14 protein-coding genes are annotated in these 22,319 nt (G+C 37.5%); 6 read left to right on the forward strand and 8 right to left on the reverse strand.

From position 1 onward, the window contains the following. Nucleotides 1-81 precede the first annotated feature (81 nt). The 3 genes from rpsB to rplM form a co-directional block, all read right to left on the reverse strand. On the reverse strand, nucleotides 82-939 hold the full coding sequence (gene rpsB / locus ACFO3O_RS12400) for a 30S ribosomal protein S2 (protein WP_379979245.1): 858 nt from the start codon (nucleotides 937-939) through the stop codon (nucleotides 82-84). A gap of 245 nt (nucleotides 940-1,184) precedes the next feature. Then, nucleotides 1,185-1,571, reverse strand: a complete 387-nt coding sequence (gene rpsI / locus ACFO3O_RS12405) for a 30S ribosomal protein S9 (RefSeq protein ID WP_299678141.1) — start codon at nucleotides 1,569-1,571, stop codon at nucleotides 1,185-1,187. Then, the gene (gene rplM / locus ACFO3O_RS12410) at nucleotides 1,571-2,026 is read right to left on the reverse strand and encodes a 50S ribosomal protein L13 (protein WP_379979247.1); all 456 of its coding nucleotides are present in this window, start codon (nucleotides 2,024-2,026) and stop codon (nucleotides 1,571-1,573) included. The genes rpsI and rplM overlap by 1 nt, the downstream gene beginning before the upstream one ends. A 318-nt stretch (nucleotides 2,027-2,344) precedes the next feature. On the opposite strand from rplM, the gene ACFO3O_RS12415 reads away from it, so the two are divergent. Continuing rightward, nucleotides 2,345-5,050, forward strand: coding sequence for a DUF5916 domain-containing protein (locus ACFO3O_RS12415; RefSeq protein WP_379979249.1), 2,706 nt, complete (start codon nucleotides 2,345-2,347; stop codon nucleotides 5,048-5,050). Between the two features lie 150 nt (nucleotides 5,051-5,200). On the opposite strand, the gene ACFO3O_RS12420 is transcribed toward ACFO3O_RS12415, so the two are convergent. After that, nucleotides 5,201-6,007: a TerC family protein gene (locus ACFO3O_RS12420; protein WP_379979251.1), complete on the reverse strand. Its 807-nt coding sequence runs from the start codon at nucleotides 6,005-6,007 to the stop codon at nucleotides 5,201-5,203. A gap of 440 nt (nucleotides 6,008-6,447) precedes the next feature. On the opposite strand from ACFO3O_RS12420, the gene ACFO3O_RS12425 reads away from it, so the two are divergent. From ACFO3O_RS12425 to ACFO3O_RS12435, 3 genes are all read left to right on the forward strand, one after another. Beyond that, complete coding sequence (locus ACFO3O_RS12425) at nucleotides 6,448-7,800, forward strand: DUF4412 domain-containing protein (protein ID WP_379979253.1); 1,353 nt, start codon at nucleotides 6,448-6,450, stop codon at nucleotides 7,798-7,800. A 76-nt stretch (nucleotides 7,801-7,876) separates the two neighbouring features. After that, nucleotides 7,877-8,518, forward strand: a complete 642-nt coding sequence (locus ACFO3O_RS12430) for a hypothetical protein (RefSeq protein ID WP_379979255.1) — start codon at nucleotides 7,877-7,879, stop codon at nucleotides 8,516-8,518. Nucleotides 8,519-8,529: 11 nt separating this feature from the next. Continuing rightward, a complete protein-coding gene (locus ACFO3O_RS12435; RefSeq protein ID WP_379979257.1) occupies nucleotides 8,530-9,108 on the forward strand; it encodes a hypothetical protein in 579 nt (192 codons plus the stop codon). A 299-nt stretch (nucleotides 9,109-9,407) separates the two neighbouring features. Here ACFO3O_RS12435 and polA read toward each other — a convergent pair whose 3' ends face one another. Next, the gene (gene polA, locus ACFO3O_RS12440; protein WP_379979259.1) at nucleotides 9,408-12,251 is read right to left on the reverse strand and encodes a DNA polymerase I; all 2,844 of its coding nucleotides are present in this window, start codon (nucleotides 12,249-12,251) and stop codon (nucleotides 9,408-9,410) included. A 270-nt stretch (nucleotides 12,252-12,521) separates the two neighbouring features. Here polA and ACFO3O_RS12445 point away from each other — a divergent pair, with 270 nt between their 5' ends. After that, nucleotides 12,522-13,451 (forward strand): isoaspartyl peptidase/L-asparaginase family protein, encoded by a 930-nt coding sequence (locus ACFO3O_RS12445; RefSeq protein WP_379979261.1) that lies wholly within the window; start codon nucleotides 12,522-12,524, stop codon nucleotides 13,449-13,451. Between the two features lie 308 nt (nucleotides 13,452-13,759). Here ACFO3O_RS12445 and ACFO3O_RS12450 read toward each other — a convergent pair whose 3' ends face one another. Then, complete coding sequence (locus ACFO3O_RS12450; RefSeq protein WP_379979263.1) at nucleotides 13,760-14,614, reverse strand: cyanophycinase; 855 nt, start codon at nucleotides 14,612-14,614, stop codon at nucleotides 13,760-13,762. A 99-nt stretch (nucleotides 14,615-14,713) separates the two neighbouring features. On the opposite strand from ACFO3O_RS12450, the gene cphA reads away from it, so the two are divergent. Beyond that, nucleotides 14,714-17,350: a cyanophycin synthetase gene (cphA, locus tag ACFO3O_RS12455; protein WP_379979265.1), complete on the forward strand. Its 2,637-nt coding sequence runs from the start codon at nucleotides 14,714-14,716 to the stop codon at nucleotides 17,348-17,350. Nucleotides 17,351-19,510: 2,160 nt separating this feature from the next. On the opposite strand, the gene ACFO3O_RS12460 is transcribed toward cphA, so the two are convergent. Beyond that, entirely contained in the window at nucleotides 19,511-20,197 is a 687-nt protein-coding gene (locus ACFO3O_RS12460; protein WP_379979267.1) for a LytR/AlgR family response regulator transcription factor, read from the reverse strand. 89 nt (nucleotides 20,198-20,286) lie between these two features. Continuing rightward, a complete protein-coding gene (locus tag ACFO3O_RS12465; RefSeq protein WP_379979269.1) occupies nucleotides 20,287-22,251 on the reverse strand; it encodes a histidine kinase dimerization/phosphoacceptor domain -containing protein in 1,965 nt (654 codons plus the stop codon). Nucleotides 22,252-22,319: the final 68 nt, after the last annotated feature.

Genomic DNA, 22,319 nt, shown 5'->3' on the forward strand with positions numbered 1-22,319 from the left:
GGTTATACATTAAAAAAAGTCGCTTAATTTAATCCGTGTAAGAAAAAAACTAAACGACTTCTGTCTTTAATAAATTTCTTGTTACTCTTCTTCTTCGCTTGCAGCAGTTTCTGCTTTAGCTGGTTCAGTTTTTTCTACTGGAGCAGCAGGAGCAGCTTTTGCTTCTGTTGGAGCTGGAGTAGCTTTTGCCTTTTTAGGTGCTTTTGCCTTAGGAGCATCTGTTCCTTCAGACTGAGCATCTTTTCCGGCTTTGCGTTCTGCAAGGCCTTCTATAATAGCATCAGATACATATCCTACAATCTTGTCGATAGATTTTGAAGCATCATCATTAGATGGGATTAGATAATCAACTTGACGTGGATCAGAGTTGGTGTCTACCATCGCAAATATTGGAATGTTTAATTTTTGTGCTTCTTTAATCGCAATGTGCTCGCGCTTAATATCTACCACAAATAATGCACCTGGAAGACGTGTCATATCTGCAATAGATCCTAAGTTTTTCTCAAGCTTCTCACGAAGACGATTCATTTGTAGTTTTTCCTTCTTAGAAAGCGTATCAAAACGTCCATCTTGCTTCATGCGGTCGATGGTTTGCATTTTTTTAACAGCTTTTCTAATCGTTACAAAGTTGGTAAGCATTCCACCAGGCCATCTTTCTGTGATGTACGGCATGTTTGCTTTTGCAGCTTTGTCTGCTACGATATCTTTTGCTTGTTTCTTGGTAGCTACAAAAAGTATTTTTCTACCAGATGCTGCTATTTTTTTAAGAGCCTCAGAAGATTCTTCAATTTTTGCAGCAGTTTTGTATAAGTTAATGATGTGAATTCCATTACGCTCCATATAGATATACGGTGCCATATTTGGATCCCATCTTCTTGTGAGGTGTCCAAAGTGTACACCTGCATCAAGCAATTCTTTTACTTCTATGTTGTTTGCCATTTTTGTAATAGTTTACGTTCCGTTGGACTTAAATTAGCAACTTCGTACTCGACGAGGTTTAGATGCTAAACTAACCTTGATTTTTTTACGCCTGTCTGCCGACAAAGGCAGACTTTCGCGAAAGCGAACCAAGCCACGACAACATTGAAAATACTGAACTTGTTTCAGTATCTTGATTATTATTAATTTCAAAATTTGAATTTGTAGAGAGACGCTGAAACCAGTCCAACAAAACTCTGCAAATATTAACGCTTAGAGAACTGGAATTTCTTACGAGCTTTCTTCTGTCCGAATTTCTTACGCTCTACCATTCTTGGATCTCTAGTCAATAAACCTTCTGGTTTAAGGATGCTGCGGTTCTCTGCATCTAGCTCACACATAGCTCTAGAAAGAGCTAAGCGAATCGCCTCTGCTTGACCTGTAATACCACCTCCGTATACGTTTACTTTAATATCAAAGTTCCCATCATTTTCTGTTAAGACCAATGGTTGGTTTACTTTGTACTGTAACGTAGCGGTAGGGAAGTATGTAGCCATGTCTTTTTTGTTTACGGTAATGTTCCCTTTTCCTTCAGAAACATATACACGCGCTACAGCGGTCTTACGACGACCGATTTTGTGAATAACTTCCATTACTTAATTTCGTTAAGATTAATTGTTCTTGGCTTTTGCGCCTCTTGTCCGTGCTCTGCGCCAGAATACACCTTTAAATTGCGAAATAAAGCACTCCCTAATTTGTTTTTAGGTAACATCCCTTTTACTGCATTCTCAATGATGCGAGTAGGATCTTTATCGAAGAGTTCTGTTGCTGTAAGACTACGCTGCCCACCAGGATACCCTGTGTGACGGATGTATGATTTGTCCGTCCATTTACTTCCTGTTAAGTTGATCTTTTCTGCGTTAATGATAACTACGTTATCTCCACAATCAACGTGAGGTGTAAAGTCAGTTTTGTACTTACCGCGTAAAAACTTAGCTACGATAGATGACATACGACCTAGCGTTTGTCCGTCAGCATCTATCAAAACCCACTCCTTGTTTACGGTAGCTTTGTTTGCAGATACTGTTTTGTAACTTAATGTGTCCACACTAATTAATTTAAATTAAACATTCCAATTTTCCCGTATAAAAACGGTCTGCAAAAGTACAATTAATTATTGATTACACAAATAGCCAACTTGCAATATTTTAAGGTGTTTTTGTAAGCCCAAAAATAGGGTATATATATAGGACACGTTTTAATTCTTTTATTTTTGTCTTTATCTTCTTAATGAAGGTGATTATCTGAGCCTTATCCTAGAATTTATTTTTTATAAATGTTAAGGTATTCTTAAAAAAACAAAATACTTGTCACATCATCAACAATCACTAGTCTTTTAGGATGTCAATCAACCAACCATCAATCAATGCAATCCATCTATCAACGCGCCGTTCTTCTTTTTTTTATTATTTCTGTGTCCGCTTTCGCGAAAGCGTACTCACAAACAGACACGACAAAAACCAGCACCGTCGTTCCTAAACGCGTTTACACAACAAACCCCTACACGGGTAATGCCCCTATCATAGATGGAATAATCAACGAAGATGCATGGAATGTTGTTGAATGGGCGGGCGATTTTGTAGAAAATGAACCTGACGAGAATACCGCGCCTGCACAACAAACCAAATTTAAAATCACGTACGATCAAAAGTTTCTATACGTGGCCTGGCGTGCCTATGATACAGAGGTAGATAAGATAGAGCGCCGTATGGGGCGTCGCGATGACTTCCCAGGGGATTGGGTAGAGATTAATATAGACAGTTATAATGATGACCGGTCAGGATTTTCATTTACCATCTCTGCTTCAGGCGTAAAAGGAGATGAGTTTATTTCAAATAATGGAAATTTTGATAGCAGTTGGAATCCTATTTGGTATGCGGCAACTCATATAGATGAAGAGGGATGGACTGCCGAAGCAAAAATTCCACTGAGTCAGCTCAAATTTGGAAAATCAGAAGAGCAAATATGGGGGTTGCAAGTAAATAGATTATTTTTTAGAAACCAAGAACGTGATGTTTGGCAACGCATTCCTCAAGATGCCAACGGTTGGGTGAGTAATTTTGGAGAATTGCGGGGTCTCAAAAACATAGAACCACAAAAACAATTAGAAATACAGCCTTTCTTAGTAGCGCAGTATGATACCTTTGAGAAAGAACCAGGCAATCCTTTTAGAGATGGAGATGATTTTAGGTTAAATGGAGGGATCGATGCCAAAATTGGTATTACAAATGATCTTACGTTGGATCTTACGGTAAATCCTGATTTTGGACAAGTAGATGCAGATCCTGGTGCTATTGCTCTGGATGGCTTTGAGATTTTCTTTCAAGAGCGTAGACCGTTTTTTGTGGAGAATGCCAATATTTTTCAATTAGGACTCAATGGAAGTCAGGATAATTTGTTTTTCTCTAGGCGTATAGGGCGTAGTCCGCAAGGATTCTCAACAGCCGATCGAAGTAAAGGTGAGTTTCAGGACATTCCTATTAACTCCACCATATTGGGAGCGGCTAAATTTAGTGGAAAAACAAAAGATGGTTGGTCTATCGGAGCATTACAAAGTATTACCGCCAATGAGTTTTCAGAAATAAAATTAGATGAACGTCCAGAAATAAGAGATGGGTTGGCAGAAGAAGGAAACTTAGGAACCAATAGGAAAGAATTGGTGGAGCCTTTGACCCTTTATAGCGTGGTGCGCTTGCAAAAAGATTTGAATAATCGTAATTCTTTCGTGGGAGGGTTACTGACATATACAGACCGAACACTAGACCAAAACTTGCCATTTCTTCACGATAAAGCGCTCACTGGAGGTATAGATGCACAGCATACGTGGCAAAATCGTAATTATTTTATAGATGGTAAATTCCTTTTTAGTAATGTCACAGGATCTGAAGCAGCTATTACAAATACACAACAATCTATACAGCATTTATTTAATAGGGTAGATGCAGATCACGTCGAAGTAGATCCTACAAGAACGTCGCTTACAGGAACGGGAGGTCGTATTGCTATTGGTAAGGATGGAGGTGGTAACTGGCGTTATGGGAACAGTCTTGCCTGGCGATCTCCAGAATTAGAATTGAATGATATTGGCTTCTTACGACAAGCCGATGAAATCAGGCAAAGTGCTTGGTTACGTAGGTTATTTTTAAAACCCACCAGCTGGTATCGTCGTGCGCAGATTAATGTAAATCAATTTACCACCTTTGATTTTCAAGGAAATTACAACCGTATTCAATACGATATGCAAGCGGAGGTCAATTGGATCAACAATTGGTTTACCGAAGTAGGCTTTGGGCATAAACCGCGTATTTTTATCAATACGTTTTTGCGAGGAGGACCTCGTTGGCGTTTTAGTGATGAGAATTTTGGATTTCTTTTTAGTGGGACAGATCAACGTAAAAAGTTTTCAGCCGTATTGGGATATGTGTATTCTCAAGCGCGAGAAAGTAATTTTCAATTAAGACGATATGTGGTACGCTTTAATTGGCAACCGTTAGATGCATTGAGTCTGAATCTGTCGACAGAATACGAGTCCAATCCTAATAAAACACAATATGTGTCTCAAGCGGCCTATGTGCCTGCTGAGTTTGGAAGACGATACATTACAGGTGAAATAGATCAACAGACCTTAAGCACAACCTTACGTGTGAACTATAATATCAATCCGAATCTGACCATACAATACTACGCACAACCCTTTATTGCAAAAGGGCGCTATACAAAGTTTAATTATGCCGCCAATAGCGAGGCAGAACTTTTAAGCGATCGTGTTACATTATATAACAACAATCAAATTGATTTTCAAAATGGATCGTATGTTATAGACGAGGATGAAGATGGTACCGCTGATTATTCTTTTGGAGATCCAGATTTCAATTTTGTGCAATTTAGATCCAACTTAGTGATGCGTTGGGAATACATTCCAGGATCAGAACTATTCTTAGTTTGGTCTCAAGGAATCGAGGGAAACAGTAGTACAGATGCGAGTCTTTTTGATGCTGCAGATCAACAAATTTTGGGGCAACAAATTAGAAATACATTCTTAGTCAAGTGGACGTATCGGTTTGTTTTATAAACCATAGGTTATTAATTACATGCTAAAAGGCTATTCTAATACATCAAAAATAGCCTTTTAGTATTACCTCATAAAAGGGTTTTATTTTTAAACCGTGCTTTTATGTTTTAACGGGCTTAGTGTGAAGTTCGCTTTCGCGAAAGCAAATTATTAATGACTATCGCCTTCTTCTTTTGCTTTCAGTAAATTTTTCTGGTATCTCCCTTGCACAATATCTACAAGCACGAGTACGATGATGACAAAGTAGAAGGTGGTTTTGTTCATGTGTGTCACGGGGTTTCCAAAAAGCTCTAATTTTCCAATTTCACCACCTTCAGAGAGTAACATGACCCCTACGATCAAAAGAATGAAAAGACCTAATACTTCGTACATTCTATTTTTTTGAAGGAAGTTAGAGACCTTATCTGCCATGACAATCATAAGGATACCTCCTGCTATAATCGCGATAGACATTAAGATGACTTGTCCTTTGAAGCTTTCCATATCACTCGTGAGTGCCATAGCGCTTAGAATAGAGTCAAAAGAGAATACGAGATTCATAATTACAATCCAGAAGATGATTTTCCCTACGGATGCTTTCTTAACTTCTGTCGCCTCGTGTTCTTTGAGGAGCATCATGTGCCAAATCTCTTTAATAGCGGTGTAGATAATAAAGACACCCCCACCCAAAACAATAAGGCTGTGCACATTAAATTCAAATTCTAAAATGCCGTTGCCATGTAAAGAGATGAAAGGATTTTGGAAATACTGTATGACGGACATGAGTATAAAAAGTAATATAATACGTAATACAATAGCCATTCCTACGCCAAGTTTACGCACATAGCTTTGCTTATCTGCAGGTGCTTTTTTGGATTCTAATGAGATGTATAAAAGATTGTCAAATCCTAATACCACTTGTAATAGTACTAGCATTAATAACGTAAATAAGCTGTCTAGGGTAAAGAGTCCTTCCATAAATAGTGATGATTAGTTTTGCGTAAATATAAATAAAATGCAGCCGTTTCTACTAGTCTTGATATATTGTAAGAGTTACATGGCTATTGCTCTTTCTCTTACACTAAAAATGGATGGGTGATTTATGTGATATTTACGATTAAGAGTATTGTTCTAATTATGTGTTTTATAAGCCAGATACAATATTTACTTTCACGAAAGTATAAACCACCTACGAACCTATATTAAGTCTAGATGCTGTATTCTATAATTGTTCTCACTTTTTTAGATTAAAACAAAGTGCTACGTTGATAAAAGTTCTGTAGTCATATCGAGCCTTATTTTCATGAAATTGAGGAAAGAACTTGGATATCGCGCAAACTGGTTTAATTTTTTTTTGAAATTTCTGTTAACAATTTAAGAGTTCTAACATTAAGGAATGTAATTAAACACATCAGATCATGAAAATCACATTAAAACTAGTTATTCTTCTTTGTTTTTTAGGTCAATTTCAAACAGCAGAAGCTCAGCTTTTAAAGCGAATAAAAAAAAGCATTGAGAATAAAATTGACCCAAAAGATACAGAAGAAGAGGAAGCAGACGAGAGGGACAAAGAAGTGATATCTTCTCTAAAAGAAAAAGATTTTGGGATGATGTTAATTACGCATTCTAAAAAATTTGGTGTGGTACAAATAGATGAGCTAAGTCAAGTTAAAGTCATTAAAACAGATGATGGCTATCAGATGAATGGGAATTGGTGGTCTCACGAAGCAGATATTTATGATGGATTTAATCTCATTATTGAAACGTCAAAAAATCTAAAGCATGATGGGGATAATCGTTCAAAAAACGAACGCCAAACATTTAGCATACCCGAAGAGGCAACACTTACATTAGGATACGATCCGCAGTTGTCTTACGGAAGGAAAACAGGAAATCAATTTAGACCAGCGGTCTCTGATGATTATCAAAATTATGATGTTTCGAAAGGGGAAGTAAGTGTGGATGTTCTCACAGATGGTGCTATCCAAATTTCCTTTACAGGGAAAGCAAGCCTCCGCGAAGTTCTACGAAAAAGTAACAAGGACGGTGATTATACAGAAACCTTTTTTGAAGCTACCGTAAAAGGCGCCGTTGATGGTAACTCCCCCAAATTTATAGATAATACCACGATAAAAAAATCAGATACGACTACTCAAAACAGTAGCGAATTTGCCATCCCAAAACCTACAATTACTACGGCAACTCCAGGGATTTACGAGTTTACATTTGAAACCGTTGTAAAAGTAACCACATCAGAAGATAACCAATCGTATGAGATCTCTTATTTGCTCAATCCTAATGCCAATTACATGGGTATTAAAGCAAACATGAGTGACTATTCTGATGAGGAAGTGGGTGGAGAATCTATTGTTGTGATGGATAACGGAAATGCTCACATTTTTGCGGAAACCTCGGGCATGAAAATGCAAATATCTTCTCAAATGATGGGGAATCAACAAATGAATAATCCATCGGATCAAATGGAAAAATACGATTACTCCAAACTCACAAAAACAGGTAATACAAAAACTATCTTAGGGGCTACTTGTTATGAATACACAATGTCTGACGCGGATACAAAAATGAATTTATGGGTGGCGCCAGATGTGAATTTACCTAATTGGTTTGTGCAAAATAAAGAAGTCTTACCAGGACACATCATGGAGTACACGATTACCTCCAAAGAAGGAAGTATGAAGAGTGAAACAATCAAGATAAATGACGATATAAGCAAAGTCATCAATCCAAAGGAGTATAAAAAGATGTTCTAATTTTTACAGTAAGCAGAAGCGTGTAACGCACCATCAAATATCTAAAAACCATTTTAATCCAAATAAAAATTTAATTATGAATCTATCAAAATATCTATGCTTACTATGGGTTGCGATCTCTTTTACAGCCTGTATTGGAGATAGAAAAGCGGTCAATGTTTCAGAAATAAATGACACAGGCTTCGTTAATCAGAACTTTAAAGGCAATCTCATTCATTATTTTAAAGAGATGAGTGCCTGCGAGAATATGTCAGCTAGCGATATTGCCTCTATGTATCAAGTATCCCAAGATATGGTAGTCTTTGAGGATATTTCAAAATCAGACCGAAGAGCGCCCAATTCAGCACCTATATGTACTTTTTTCATCAAAGATGGTGAGAGTGATTTTCAGTGGTTACGAGGCTCTATGAACATTCAATGCGAAATCGGTCAAGATGAAACCGCTTATGATGTGGCAAAAGCCGCTGGTAATGGAGTGGAGTGGCAAGAGGCTTGGGCCTTAAATAAATCGATATCAAAATCTTCAGAATGGATCAAGGATATGGGTCTAGCTGCGGTATGGAATGAGCGTAAAACCGAACTTAAAATAAAGTTTGAAGGATATACTTTAAGTATATACCCTTTAAAAAACAGGATGAATACACGCGAGGTTGCTAAAAATAGAAATTATAAAGAAGTGGCTATTGCCATAGCAAAAGCTGCAGGATATATCAATTAAAAAAAATTACAATGAGACATATAAAATACATAGTATGGATAGTCAGTATAACCTTCGTTTTTGCTGCATGCATGGGGAATAAAGACAATAATGTTGATGCAAATACAAATACAAATGAGCAACAAGCGACAGCAGATACTAAAAATTCAGATAAAGAAGCCGAAGCACAGATTATAAGCCAACGACTTTGTACTGATTTTCCTAGAGAGATGATTATGAAATACAATCCTGATGGTGTTGATATAAAAATAGCACCTGTCAGTAATGGGAATGGTGGGATTTTGCATTGTGACGTAAAGTTATTTTATGGTAAGAAGGAATATGAGTTTTGGAAAGGACAAGTTGCCGCTTGGACAGCCAAACAAAAAGATCCTTTTTGGCAATATAACCCAGAGAGAAATCCAGCACTCTATCATAAAATAGAAGGCTTTGGGGAGCAGGCTGTTTTCATAACCAATACCAACCAACTCCTGATTCTAAAGGATGGTATTGTATATGATATTGTCCCGCCAAATAGCGGTAGAACCACAAATACAGGCAAAGAGAATAAGGAGATCGCTTTAGAAATCGCTAGACACTATAAAATTTAGAATGGTATAAAACCATAGGCAGGAAATGTTACTTATTTAAAAACAACCTCTAGATTTAGAACGTTGCTCATATTAATAGTAGTGTAGATAACTTCTCTCGATGTTAGGTAGGAGTATGTAAACCTGTCCACTATTACTCCAAAAAAAACTGCGGTTTTCTTTTTCGCGAAAGCGAAAACAACTCATCCATAATAAGTCTATGCTCTATATTCTATACTCTTTTATCTTATAATTCAAATCTCGTCGCTCGTACTTCCCACCTCGTCATTCGTTGCTCGTACTTCCCACCTCGTCCTTCCTTAATGCGCTTCCAGCCAGTTGTGTCCTAATCCAACTTCTACATCCAGTGGTACTGACATTTTAAAAGCATTTTCCATTTCGGTTTTGATAAGGGTTTTCATGATGTCTACTTCGTCATTGGGAACGTCAAACACCAATTCATCATGCACTTGTAAGAGCATTTTGGTTTTATAATCGCTGTTTTCTAGTTTGTTGTAAATGTTGATCATCGCAAGTTTAATAATATCAGCGGCACTTCCTTGTATCGGAGCATTCACAGCATTACGCTCGGCAGCACCCCTTACGATGGCATTTCCTGAGTTGATATTTTTTAAATAACGACGTCTGTCTAATACCGTTTTCACATAGCCATTTTCACGCGCAAAGTCGACTTGCTCGCTCATATAGTTGCGTAATTTTGGATAGGTTTTGTAATAGGTATCAATCAATTCTTTGGCTTCTGCACGGGAGAGATCTGTCTGATTACTCAATCCAAAGGCAGAAACTCCATAAATAATCCCAAAGTTGACGGTTTTTGCATTACTACGCTGTTCGCGGGTGACTTCTTCTAGCGGCACATTAAACACTTTGGCGGCGGTAGAGGCGTGAATATCCTCTCCATTTTGGAACGCCTGAATCATATTTTCTTCCTCACTCAACGCAGCAATAATACGTAATTCTATTTGAGAATAATCGGCAGCGAGTAGGGTGTGGTTTTCATCACGTGGAATAAACGCTTTACGTACTTCACGCCCTCTTTCTGTTCGGATTGGAATGTTTTGAAGGTTTGGATTGTTGGAACTTAAACGTCCTGTAGCAGCTACTGTTTGCATATAATCGGTATGTACTCGATGATCTACCCCAACTTGTGTGGGGAGCGCATCTACATAGGTAGACTTTAATTTGGCAAGACCTCTGTAGTCCAAAATCTTCTGAATAATCTCATGATCTTTGGCAAGATACGAGAGTACATCTTCTGCGGTAGAATATTGTCCCGTCTTTGTTTTCTTAGGTTTGTCGACCAGTTTCATTTTATCAAAAAGAATCTCTCCTAGTTGTTTTGGAGAACTAATATTAAACTCTTCGCCTGCGGCTTCATAAATCTCTGAAGTCAATCTGGTGATATCTGCTTCTAATTCTTTAGATAATTGGTTAAGAAAATCGACATTAAGATTAATGCCTTCTAACTCCATAGCTGCTAGAACACGTAGCAACGGAATTTCAATGTCATCAAACAATTTGCGCGTTCCTGCCTCATCCAATTCTTTTTCAAAATGCTTCTTAAGTTGTAGCGTGATATCTGCATCTTCTACCGCATATTCCGTTTGCTGGTCTAGCGGTATCTCTCTCATAGAAAGTTGATTCTTTCCTTTCTTTCCAATAAGCTCCGTGATAGAAACGGGAGTATAGTTAAGATAGGTTTCAGACAATACATCCATATTATGGCGCATATCTGGATTGATGAGGTAATGCGCGAGCATGGTGTCAAATAATTTTCCTTTGACGGTTACATCGTACTTAGCAAGAACTTTAAGATCGTATTTTAAATTCTGACCTATTTTTTCAATTCCTTCTGCTTCAAAAAATGGGAGTAACTCTTGGATCAGTGCTTTTGCTTCCTCTCTATCTTCTGGAAATGGGATGTAAAACCCTTTGCCGACTTCCCAAGAAAAGGCAATTCCTACCAATTCTGCCGTAAGCGGATCAAGGCCGGTGGTTTCTGTGTCAAAACAAACAGAAGTTTGCTGGAGGAGGTTATTTAGGAATAGCTTTCGCGAAAGCGGACTATCTACCATTTGATAAAAATGAGGAGTATCGTTAATGGTTTTGCGTGTTGATGCAGCCTCCATACTTTCTGTGATAGCATCTCCATCTCCGCCAAATAACGAAAATTGTCCTTCCCCTGCCGAAGGTTTAGCAGGTTGTTTTTTGGTAGCTGTTGCGGTAGGTGTGGGTGTTGCTTCTTCAGAAAAGATCTTCACAAACTGATCTTTCATACGTCTAAACTCCAATTCCTCAAATTTCTTACCTACTGCTTCGGCATCGGGCTCTGAGAGTTCGTAGTCTTTGGCATCAAAAACCACATCACAATCCAGCATTATAGTCGCTAGTTGTTTTGAAAGAAGGCCAAGCTCTGCATTGGCTTCTACCTTTTCTTTCATTTTGCCTTTCAGCTTATCTATATTGGCGAGCAAACCTTCCATAGAGCCGTACTCAGCAATAAATTTTTTGGCTGTTTTGTCACCTACTCCAGGAAGGCCAGGGATGTTATCACTGGCATCTCCCATCATTCCGAGGTAATCAATCACCTGCTCCGGACGCTCCACTTCAAAGCGTTTCTGTACTTCGGGGATTCCCCAAATTTCAATCCCATTTCCCATACGGGCAGGTTTGTACATAAATATATTGTCAGAAACCAGTTGGGCATAATCCTTATCTGGGGTTACCATAAAGACTTTATACCCTTCTTTTTCGGCTTGTTTAGAAAGTGTTCCTATAAGGTCATCGGCTTCTACACCTTCCCGTTCTACGATAGGGATGTGCATGGCTTTAAGGATTTCTTTAATGTGAGGAACCGCAATTTTTATCGCTTCCGGAGTGGCATCACGATTTGCTTTGTACTCAGGAAAAGCTTCGACGCGTGCACTACTCCCTCCATTATCAAAGGCAACAGCAAGATGGTCAGGTCGTTCTCTTCGGATGACGTCAAAAAGGCTATTGGTAAAGCCCATAATGGCACTTACATCCATTCCTGAACTGGTAATTCGCGGATTTTTAATTAGCGCATAATAACCTCTAAAAATAAGGGCGTACGCATCTAGTAAAAAAAGTCTTTTTTGAGTATTCTCTTCGGTATTGGTCACGATCGTTGTTTTTACGCTCCTGCCTGCCGGCAAGGCAGGTTCGCGAAAGCTTGCTCATTGCGAACACTTTTCCATAGATATCATTGGATCAGGTTATGGCGCTGTATGAGCTTTCGCGAAAGCGGAATTTTTAGGTAACCCAAATGTAAGGAGTTGAAGTCAGAAATGGCAACACTGTTGATAAGTTGAAAAAACTTCCCTACATATTTATAGATCAAGGGACCATAATCAAAAAGCTATTTGTATTTTTCATGCCATAAATAAAGACTTATGAAACCAATTGCTCTTGCTATACATGGAGGTGCTGGAACGCTACTCAAAGGTGCGATGACTCAAGAAAAAGAGAAACGTTATAAGGAGGCACTTGCATTTGCTTTAGAACAAGGATATGCAGTTCTAGAAGGTGACGGAACGGCTGTAGAGGCAGTAGAAGTCGCTGTAAGATCACTCGAAGATTCACCATTATTTAATGCAGGGAAGGGAAGTGTTTTTACTGCCGAAGGTACGCACGAGATGGATGCTGCGATTATGGAAGGGGAAACCTTAAATGCGGGTGCGGTGTCGTTAATTACAGGAATTAAGAACCCTGTTTCTCTAGCAAGGGATGTGATGGAAAAAAGTGAACATGTATTTCTTGCAGGAGACGGTGCCATGCGATTTGCAGATGAGCAGGGATTTGCGCTAGAAGATCCGACCTATTTTCATGATGATTTGAGATACAAACAATGGCTAGAGATAAAAGACAGTGATCGTTTTCAATTGGATCACAGTGATAAAAAAGACCACAAATTTGGTACTGTTGGAGCCGTTGCACTTGATTATCATGGGAATATTGCCGCTGCAACGTCTACAGGAGGAATGACCAATAAGAAATGGGGGCGTGTAGGAGATAGCCCTATGATCGGAGCCGGAAATTATGCCAATAATAAGACTTGTGCGGTAAGTTGTACTGGGAGTGGCGAGTTTTTTATTCGTGGGGTTGTAGCCTATGATGTTTCGTGTCTAATGGAATACAAAGGCCTCACTCTACAAGAAGCTGCCGATGAGGTGATTCAAAAACGAATAGTAACCATAGGAGGTGATGGTGGTCTTATTGCCATAGATGTTCATGGTAATATTGCTATGCCTTTTAATACAGAAGGGATGTATAGAGCCAAAAAAGACTCTTTTGGGACTACTGAGATTTCTATCTATAAATAGCCGTATCCGACGAAGACGTAAGACCGCTTCGCTTTTAGATATAAGACGTAAGACTTCATCGTTAATTATTTGCGAGCTGTCTGGTCTAATAAATGTGTGTGGGTTTTAATCAAGCGTTAGTGATTTATAAAGAGTACTTTTTAAACCTCAAAAAGATAAAAGATCTAATTATATGAATGTGAATTTTAATCGGGTACTACCATTTATAAAAAATAAACTTTAAGCATCCAGCATCCAGCATCCAGCATCCAGCATCCAGCATCCAGCATCCAGCATCCAGCATCCAGCATAAAAGCCAAAGGCCAAAACTACACAAAAGAAGCTTCTAGAGGAAGTACCTTAATTTTCATTTTTTTAAAATTAAAGCGATCTCCATTAGCAAGGACGTGCGTTTTTAAATTCACCAGTGACATAGGCGTGCCTTCTTTTAGTACACTCTCATTGTTATGTTTGAGTTTTGTAGGGTCAAAAAGAATCACCATTCCAGAACCGATTACTTCAAAGGTATGCCCATTTTTAATGACTAGTCCAGTATCTTCTGCGAGGCCTATCCCAAAATGTTTCGGGAATTTTGCGACTGCTTCGGCAAGTCTCCCAAATCGACCTCTTTTAATAAAATGAGAATCAATAATCAGATTTGAGATAAAATCCATGCCTTCTCCCATGCCCACGGCTCCTTTGATAAAGGATTCTGTACTGCTTCCTCCGGTGATCATTTCTTTAGACATGCACATGGCGCCAGCGCTGGTGCCTGCAATGACCAAATGATCATTTTCATAACGATCTATAAGGATCTTATGGATGGTAGTGTGTCCAATCTTTTTTGTGATCTTAGATTGATTTCCACCACTGAACATGATGCAATCTGCTTTTTTGATCAGTGCTATGTTTTCAGCTAATTCTGAATCTTCTTTCTTTCGAATGTCCATTACATGAACATTGGTACATCCTAATTTGTCAAAGGCACTTAGATAATTTTCTCCTACTTCTACAGGAATACTAGAAGCTGTAGGAATCACAATGATTAATGCTTCAGGGCCTCCACTTTCTTTAACAACTCTAGAGAGAATACCATCTTGAACATACTCAAGGGTATATTGTTCATTTTGGGTGTTCCCTTTGTCCTCGTTTCCTCCGATGGGAATTAATGTTCCTTTAGCCATATTTTGTTTTTAGCAGTTTGCAAAAATACGGTAAATGTTCTTGAAAAAGTATATATTTATAGGATACGAATTATTTATAATCAACCTAACCTTCTATATATGAAAATAAGAGAAATTAACGCTATGCGAGGTCCAAACTATTGGTCTGTGCGACGTCATAAATTAATTGTAATGGTCTTGGATTTAGAAGAGATGGAAGAGCGACCATCCAATACCATTGATGGTTTTTTAGAGCGTTTAAAAACAATGTTTCCTACGATGTACTCACACCGTTGTTCTGTAGGGGAGCCTGGAGGTTTTTTTCAGCGTGTAGAAGAAGGAACTTGGATGGGGCATATCATAGAGCATATCGCTTTAGAGATTCAGACATTAGCAGATATGGACACGGGGTTTGGAAGAACCAGAGATTACGGTGAAAAAGGAGTGTATAATGTTGTTTTCTCATACATAGAAGAAAGTGTAGGAAGGTATGCTGCAAAAGCTGCTGTTCGTATTTGTGAAGCGCTCATTCAAGGAGAGGCTTATGATCTTGCAGATGATATACAAGAAATGCGGGAGTTGCGAGAAGCGGAAAGATTAGGACCAAGTACAGGTTCTATTGTAGAGGAGGCAGCAAGTAGAGGAATTCCTTGGATACGATTGAATAAATATTCACTGTGTCAATTAGGATATGGCGCTAATCAAAAAAGAATACAAGCCACAGTCACTAGTGAGACGAGTAGTATCGGTGTAGAACTTGCCTGTGATAAAGAAGATACTAAATATCTGCTGGAACAAGCTGAGGTAGAGGTGCCAAGAGGTGATATCATAAGCAGAGAGCGAAGTCTTGAAGATGCATGTCGATATGTAGGGTATCCGCTAGTAATAAAACCTATAGATGGAAATCATGGGAGAGGAATTACAGTAAATATTACAAATTATGACGATGCACTCGTTGCTTTTCATGCAGCAAAAGAAGTGTCTAGCAGAGTTATCGTAGAAAAATATATCACTGGTGAAGACTACAGATTACTCGTCATTAATCATAGACTTGTGGCAGCCGCAATCCGTACCCCAGCACATGTGATAGGAAACGGGAAATCTACAATTACAGAGCTTGTAGATAAAGTAAATGAAGATCCGCGTAGAGGTTTTGGGCATGAAAATGTACTCACAAAGATCACGATTAATGATCTCACCAAGACTATTATTAAAGATGCAGGATATACCGTAGATTCTGTATTGAAAGATGGGGAACGATTGGTTTTAAAAGATACTGCCAACCTAAGTACGGGTGGGACTGCCGAAGATGTAACTGATATTGTGCATCCAGCGAATGTCTCTATGGCAGAGCGAATTTCTAAAATCATTGATCTGGATATCTGCGGTATCGATGTCATGACAGATGATATTACAAAACCTTTGTCAGAAACGGGAGGGGCTGTACTTGAAGTGAATGCAGGACCTGGATTTAGAATGCACTTAGCTCCAACCACAGGATTACCTCGAAATGTAGCAGCACCAGTGATTGATAAATTATTTCCCATACAAGGCGATACAGGTAGAATACCTATTGTCGCTGTCACCGGAACCAATGGAAAAACGACAACGACACGATTAATTGCTCATATTGCAAAAATGAGTGGATATAGGGTAGGGTATACTACAAGTGACGGCGTATATATCCAAAACCGATTATTAATGAAAGGTGATTGTACAGGACCTGCAAGTGCAGAGTTTGTATTGAAAGATCCTACAGTGAATTTTGCGGTATTAGAATCAGCAAGAGGTGGCTTATTAAGAGCTGGACTTGGATTTAAAAATTGTGATATCGGAATCGTAACTAATATTGCTGCCGATCATTTAGGGCTTAAAGGAATACATACTGTTGAGCAACTAGCACGCGTAAAAGGTGTCATTCCAGAAACAGTCCTCCCTGATGGATATGCTATTTTAAATGCCGATGATGATCTTGTATACGATATGCGTCGCAATATTGATAGTAATTTGGCTTTATTCTCTATGGATGAGAATAATCCTAGAATCCAAGCACTACAACGTAAAGGAGGTATTACAGCTGTTTATGAAAATGGCTATGTAACCATTTGTAGAGGTACTTGGAAGATGCGAATTATGAAAGTTGAAGATATTCCGCTTACGTATGGAGGAAAAGCGACCTTTATGATTCAGAATGTGCTTCCCGCCATTCTTACAGCAAATATTAGAGGAATTAGCATAGAGGATATGAAAGCAGCTTTAGAGACCTTTATTCCTTCTGCTTCTCAAACCCCTGGGCGCTTAAATATATTTGAATTTGAGAACTTCACCATTCTTCTCGATTATGCGCATAATCCAGCAGGGATGCGAGCTTTACAAAAATTCACAGAGAATCTAGATCATTCATATAAGGTGGGGATCATCGCAGGTATTGGTGATCGACGCGTAGAAGATAATAATGAGATGGGTATGATCGCCGCAGAAATGTTTGATGAAGTCATTATCCGTCAAGACAAACGTCTCAGAGGGAAAACGGAAGAAGAACTAATTAAAATGCTGAACGATGGTATCATGGCAAAAGATCCCAACAAAAAGACGACTATTATTCCGTCTGAGAAAGAGGCGATTACTTTTGCCGCAAATAATGCCAAAAAAGGGTCTCTTATTATTTTGTGTAGTGATGTTATTCCAGATGCATTAGATCTGGTGGTTCGATTTAAAGATCAAGAAGCCAAAGGAGAAACTGTTTTTTCCTATTAGAGGACTATATGAATACGCTTAATTTATCAAAGCTTCCTTTAGTAAAACAAAGGAGGCTTTTTTTATACGCTTCTGCCTGCCGGGGAGGCAGGTTCGCGAAATTTTATAATCAAAACTTTATAAACAAGATAAGAAGGAATTTATAATCCGCTCGATTGAGATTTCGTTGATTCGTTTGTGTGGTGCGCTTGCGACTCCGTTTTGATTTTTTGGTGCGTATTATTATTTAAATTTAGTGCATAAAGAAAGCCAAGCAAGATGAGACAGAATGTGTAAAAACCGCTCGAGTGAGATTATGTTGATTCGTTTGTGTAGTGCGCTCGCGACCCCGTTTTGATTTGTTGGTGTGTACTATTATTTAAATTTAGTGCATAAAGAAAGCCAAGCAAGATGAGAAGAAGTGTAAAAACCGCTCGAGTGAGATTCTGTTGATTCGTTTGTGTGGTACACTCGCGACCCCGTTTGATTTGTTGGTGTGTACTATTATTTAAATTTAGTGCATAAAGAAAGCCAAGCAAGATGAGTAGAAGTGTGTAAACCGCTCGATTGAGATTCCGTTGATTCGTTTGTGTAGTGCACTCGCGACCCCGTTTGATTTTTTGGTGTGTACTATTATTTAAATTTAGTGCATAAAGAAAGCCAAGCAAGATGAGTAGAAGTGTAAAAACCGCTCGAGTGAGATTCTGTTGATTCGTTTGTGTGGTGCACTCGCGACCCCGTTTGATTTTTTGGTGTGTATTATTATTTAAATTTAGTGCATAATGAAAGCCAAGCAAGATGAGACAGAATGTGTGAAAACCGCTCGAGTGAGATTCTGTTGATTCGTTTGTGTGGTGCACTCGCGACCCCGTTTGATTTTTTGGTGTGTATTATTATTTAAATTTAGTGCATAATGAAAGCCAAGCAAGATGAGACAGAATGTGTGAAAACCGCTCGAGTGAGATTCTGTTGATTCGTTTGTGTAGTGCACTCGCGACCCCGTTTGATTTGTTGGTGTGTTATACTTCAATTGAGTCCATAAAGAAAGCCAAGCAAGATGAGTAGAAGTGTAAAAACCGCTCGAGTGAGATTCTGTTGATTCGTTTGTGTGGTGCACTCGCGACCCCGTTTGATTTGTTGGTGTGTTATACTTCAGTTGAGTCCATAAAGAAAGCCAAGCAAGATGAGACAGAATGTGTAAAAACCGCTCGAGTGAGATTCTGTTGATTCGTTTGTGTAGTGCGCTCGCGACCCCGTTTGATTTGTTGGTGTGTTATACTTCAGTTGAGTCCATAAAGAAAGCCAAGCAAGATGAGACAGAATGTGTAAAAACCGCTCGAGTGAGATTCTGTTGATTCGTTTGTGTGGTGCGCTCGCGACCCCGTTTTGATTTTTTGGTGCGTACTATTATTTAAATTTAGTGCATAAAGAAAGCCAAGCAAGATGCTTGGCTTTCACCCCAAATCATAATTGATTATTTAAAAGTCAATTACAACAGTCTTAAATATTTTTAGCTCTAAGGCGTTTGCAAATATAATAGAAAATTATAAAATACTCATTATTAGAGACTGATTATCTTTAGTTACGTGTTATTAATACTATAACGATGGTTTTTGTGTAATCGTATATGTAGAGATGAATTTTTACTTGTAAAACTTTATATACCTGAAAATAAGATATTTAACCGAAATTTTATTTGTGGTTACAAGATATTTCACACATTTTATTTTCAGAGGTAAAAATACACATTTTTCAAAAGCTCCTATTTGAAAAAGTACACTTTTAATCATTTTGGTTTTTTAGGAAGTCTCTTTTTCTTGATAAAATACGTCAAATTTGCCTGTATACGCTTTCGCGAAAGCGTATAAAACCTTCGTTCGCATATTAGTATTGTCTTTCATTAATGCTTTAAAATAAGTCTAATTTGTTTTACGGTAGATTTATTTTGTTAACAAAAAAGATTTTTGAGGAGATGGTATACGGCTAGATTCTACAATAATAAATGATGCAGGAATTTGTTTTAGTGAGATTTCTTAGTGAGAGTTTATTGTAAATCCTGACATCATTTATATTGCATTCCAAACATACTCGTAGTTGTCTTTTGATCAAAAAATATTTAGTGAAATGCTTTTTTTATTTAGTGAAATTGTACGAGTAGTAATTACAATTGCGCATCTAAAATTAAGACTCTAGAAGTTTTAGTAATACAGGTCGATTGGCCGCACTCAATGGGATAGGTTCTTTATTTAAAATTACTTTGTCTTGTGTAATGCTTACAATGTGATGTTTGTTGACAATATAAGATCGATGTGTTTTAATAAAATGGGCGCTATTTAATTTTCCTACAGTATGTTTTAATGTGTGAGGTACTAATAGTGTTTTTGTAGTGGTCACGATATAACAATAATTGTCAAATGCTTTCAGGTATTGTATGGTGGCCTGATCTATTTTATGGATGTATCCTTCGGCTTTGATCAGTACATATTCTTTGGCTGTCAACGATAAATTGTGCCACGCGAGTTCTATATTACTTCGTAATCCATTTTCTGTAAATGGTTTTACGATATATCCCAACGGTTTTGTTTTTTTAACTCGGGTAATGGTTTCTGGATCTGTTTGTGAGGTAAGGTATAGATAAGGAATATCTTCTTTGTCAAGTTCTGTAGCGAGATCAACACCATCTTTATTTCCTTCTAATTGTATGTCAAGTAATATCAAGTCTGGTCTTAACTCATGAATTTGATGAAGCGCTGTAGTGTAGTTTTCACTATCTCCAATGATTTTATATCCTTGTTTTTTTAAGGCAGTTTCTATGGTTGCTGAAATAATAGGATCATCTTCTACGATATAAATTCTTGGCTTTTTCAAAATACGCTTTCCTTACTTTCTTATAAAACTAACTCAAAGTATGTAAGATATACCATTTTTTTAGTGAGTAGTTGTTTTTCTTTAGTAAATCATAATACCTGAAACCTAGAAATTTCTAGTATTGCAGAGGTTCCTTGAGGTTCTGCCTTAGAATAGGTAAGTGTTGCTTTTAGTTTTTTAGAAAGCGCTTTGATGAGTTTGATTCCAAATGAACTTTCTTTTATGGTCTCGCACATGCCTTTGCCATTGTCAGATACTTTTAAAACCAAGTTTTCTCCTTGTTCTTCAAAAATAATGTTCATTTTACTTTGAATGTCTACATCATCAAAAGCATGTTTAAGTACATTGGTAATCAATTCATTAAGGATAAGTCCTATGGGGGTTATAGTCTCAATATCTAAGATCATAGGTGCCACTTCTAATGAATAGTTAATAGGTAGTTTTGTAAACTGATGGCTTTCAAAAATATCTTGCGTAAGATCTTCAATGTATTCTTTGGTGTTAATCCCTACTAATTGGTCTTTATTGTATAACTTTTGGTGAATGAGTACCATAGAGCGTACTCTATTTTGGGCTTCTTTAATGGCAAGTTGCGCTTCTTTATCTTGGATGTTTTCTGACTGTAGATACAAGAGCGAGGATACTATTTGAAAACTATTTTTTACACGATGATGTGTTTCTTTGAGTAATGCATTTTTCTCATCAACCGTAGCCTCTAGTAGTATTTTTTGTTTAGCGAGAAGTTTATTTTTACGTTTATTCTTGTATAGAAAAAATCCAATTAAAATAGTAGAAATGGCACCGATGATTCCTATTACTAAATAGAGTTGCTTTTCTTTATATGCTTTTTCTGATTCAAGCTTAAGAACTTTGAGTTCAGCGTCTTTGAGTTCTTGTGTTTTATTAAACTCATACGTCAGTTCTAATTCTGTTTGTTTTTTGACATTCTTTTTATTGAAAATTTTATCTCTTGCTGCAATATGCTCTTTGTAATTTAGTAAAGCCAGTTCATTATTTCCTAATGCTGAAAACGCAGTGTGTAAACAATCACAAGCATTAGAAATATATTCTATGATCTGCTCTTTTTCGGCTAATGTTTTTGAAATCTCACAATCTTTTGCTGCCTTTTGAAATTCTTTTTTTTCTAAATGTAATTTACCTCTACGGTAGATAGCTTCAGATAGTCGGGCAACATTATTTGTTTTTTCATAGAAGGATACGGCTGGATCCAAGTATTTTTGAGCTTGCTCATAATCGTTAAGATAGGTGTAGGCCGTGCCAAGATTTAGATCTGATACACTTAGCATCCTTGGAGGTGCATTGCCTTTAATTTTTAATTCTTTTCCTTTGATGAAGGCGTTTAATGCTTCTGGGTATTGTTCTTTTTTAAGTAGTAAATCTCCTTTATTTCCAATAAAAACACCAGCAGGAATAAATAAGCTGTCTTTAATAGCTAGTTGATAACCTTCGTTGTAATAAGATAGTGCTTTATCATAATTTTCATTTTCATTATAATAGTTTGCTAGAGAATTTGTAATAGATAAAATCATCCTTTTATAGCGTTGTTGATCCATGGTATTCAACTCAGTAACGTTAGCTTTATCTAAAAGGGCTTTAGATTCTAATGTTGCTGCAATAGATTTAGGCATATTGCCTTTTAGTTTATAAACACCTCCTTCTGTCGATGCTAAAAAAGCCCTAAGAAGCGGTTGCTCTTTGTCCTCAATCAAGGGTTTTGTTTTTTCTATGTATATAAAAGATGAGTCTAATTTTGAATTATAATAATAGTAGTTTGCGTAGTAATAGTAGGTGTTTGCAAGGAGTTTATTTGATGCTGCATCTAACGCTATCTCTTCAGATTTTCTTATATATGGGAAGGTTTGCGGTGAATACCTAAGTATTGATACTTGTGTACTTAAAAAATTAACCTTCTCATCTGGTGATTCAAAAGTTTCGAGTGTAATGAATACAGAATCTATAGCTTGCTCATTTTGATTCTGAGCAACGTTTTTATAACAGAAGAAAATAAGGAATAAGTAAAAGTACGTTTTCATTTAGTGAGATATCTCTAAATGTACACCTTTTCTTAAAAAAAACAAGTATATTTTCCTATCCTGTTTGT

Origin of the sequence: Dokdonia ponticola (assembly GCF_042653865.1) — a bacterium.
Taxonomy (GTDB): Bacteria; Bacteroidota; Bacteroidia; order Flavobacteriales; family Flavobacteriaceae; genus Dokdonia; species Dokdonia ponticola.

Excerpts from the sequence above, each read along its gene's own strand:
- rpsB (WP_379979245.1), bottom strand. The coding sequence starts at position 939 with ATGGCAAACAACATAGAAGTAAAAGAATTGCTTGATGCAGGTGTACAC.
- rpsI (WP_299678141.1), bottom strand. The coding sequence starts at position 1,571 with ATGGAAGTTATTCACAAAATCGGTCGTCGTAAGACCGCTGTAGCGCGT.
- ACFO3O_RS12415 (WP_379979249.1), top strand. The coding sequence starts at position 2,345 with ATGCAATCCATCTATCAACGCGCCGTTCTTCTTTTTTTTATTATTTCT.
- ACFO3O_RS12420 (WP_379979251.1), bottom strand. The coding sequence starts at position 6,007 with ATGGAAGGACTCTTTACCCTAGACAGCTTATTTACGTTATTAATGCTA.
- ACFO3O_RS12425 (WP_379979253.1), top strand. The coding sequence starts at position 6,448 with ATGAAAATCACATTAAAACTAGTTATTCTTCTTTGTTTTTTAGGTCAA.
- ACFO3O_RS12430 (WP_379979255.1), top strand. The coding sequence starts at position 7,877 with ATGAATCTATCAAAATATCTATGCTTACTATGGGTTGCGATCTCTTTT.
- ACFO3O_RS12435 (WP_379979257.1), top strand. The coding sequence starts at position 8,530 with ATGAGACATATAAAATACATAGTATGGATAGTCAGTATAACCTTCGTT.
- ACFO3O_RS12445 (WP_379979261.1), top strand. The coding sequence starts at position 12,522 with ATGAAACCAATTGCTCTTGCTATACATGGAGGTGCTGGAACGCTACTC.
- ACFO3O_RS12450 (WP_379979263.1), bottom strand. The coding sequence starts at position 14,614 with ATGGCTAAAGGAACATTAATTCCCATCGGAGGAAACGAGGACAAAGGG.
- cphA (WP_379979265.1), top strand. The coding sequence starts at position 14,714 with ATGAAAATAAGAGAAATTAACGCTATGCGAGGTCCAAACTATTGGTCT.
- ACFO3O_RS12465 (WP_379979269.1), bottom strand. The coding sequence starts at position 22,251 with ATGAAAACGTACTTTTACTTATTCCTTATTTTCTTCTGTTATAAAAAC.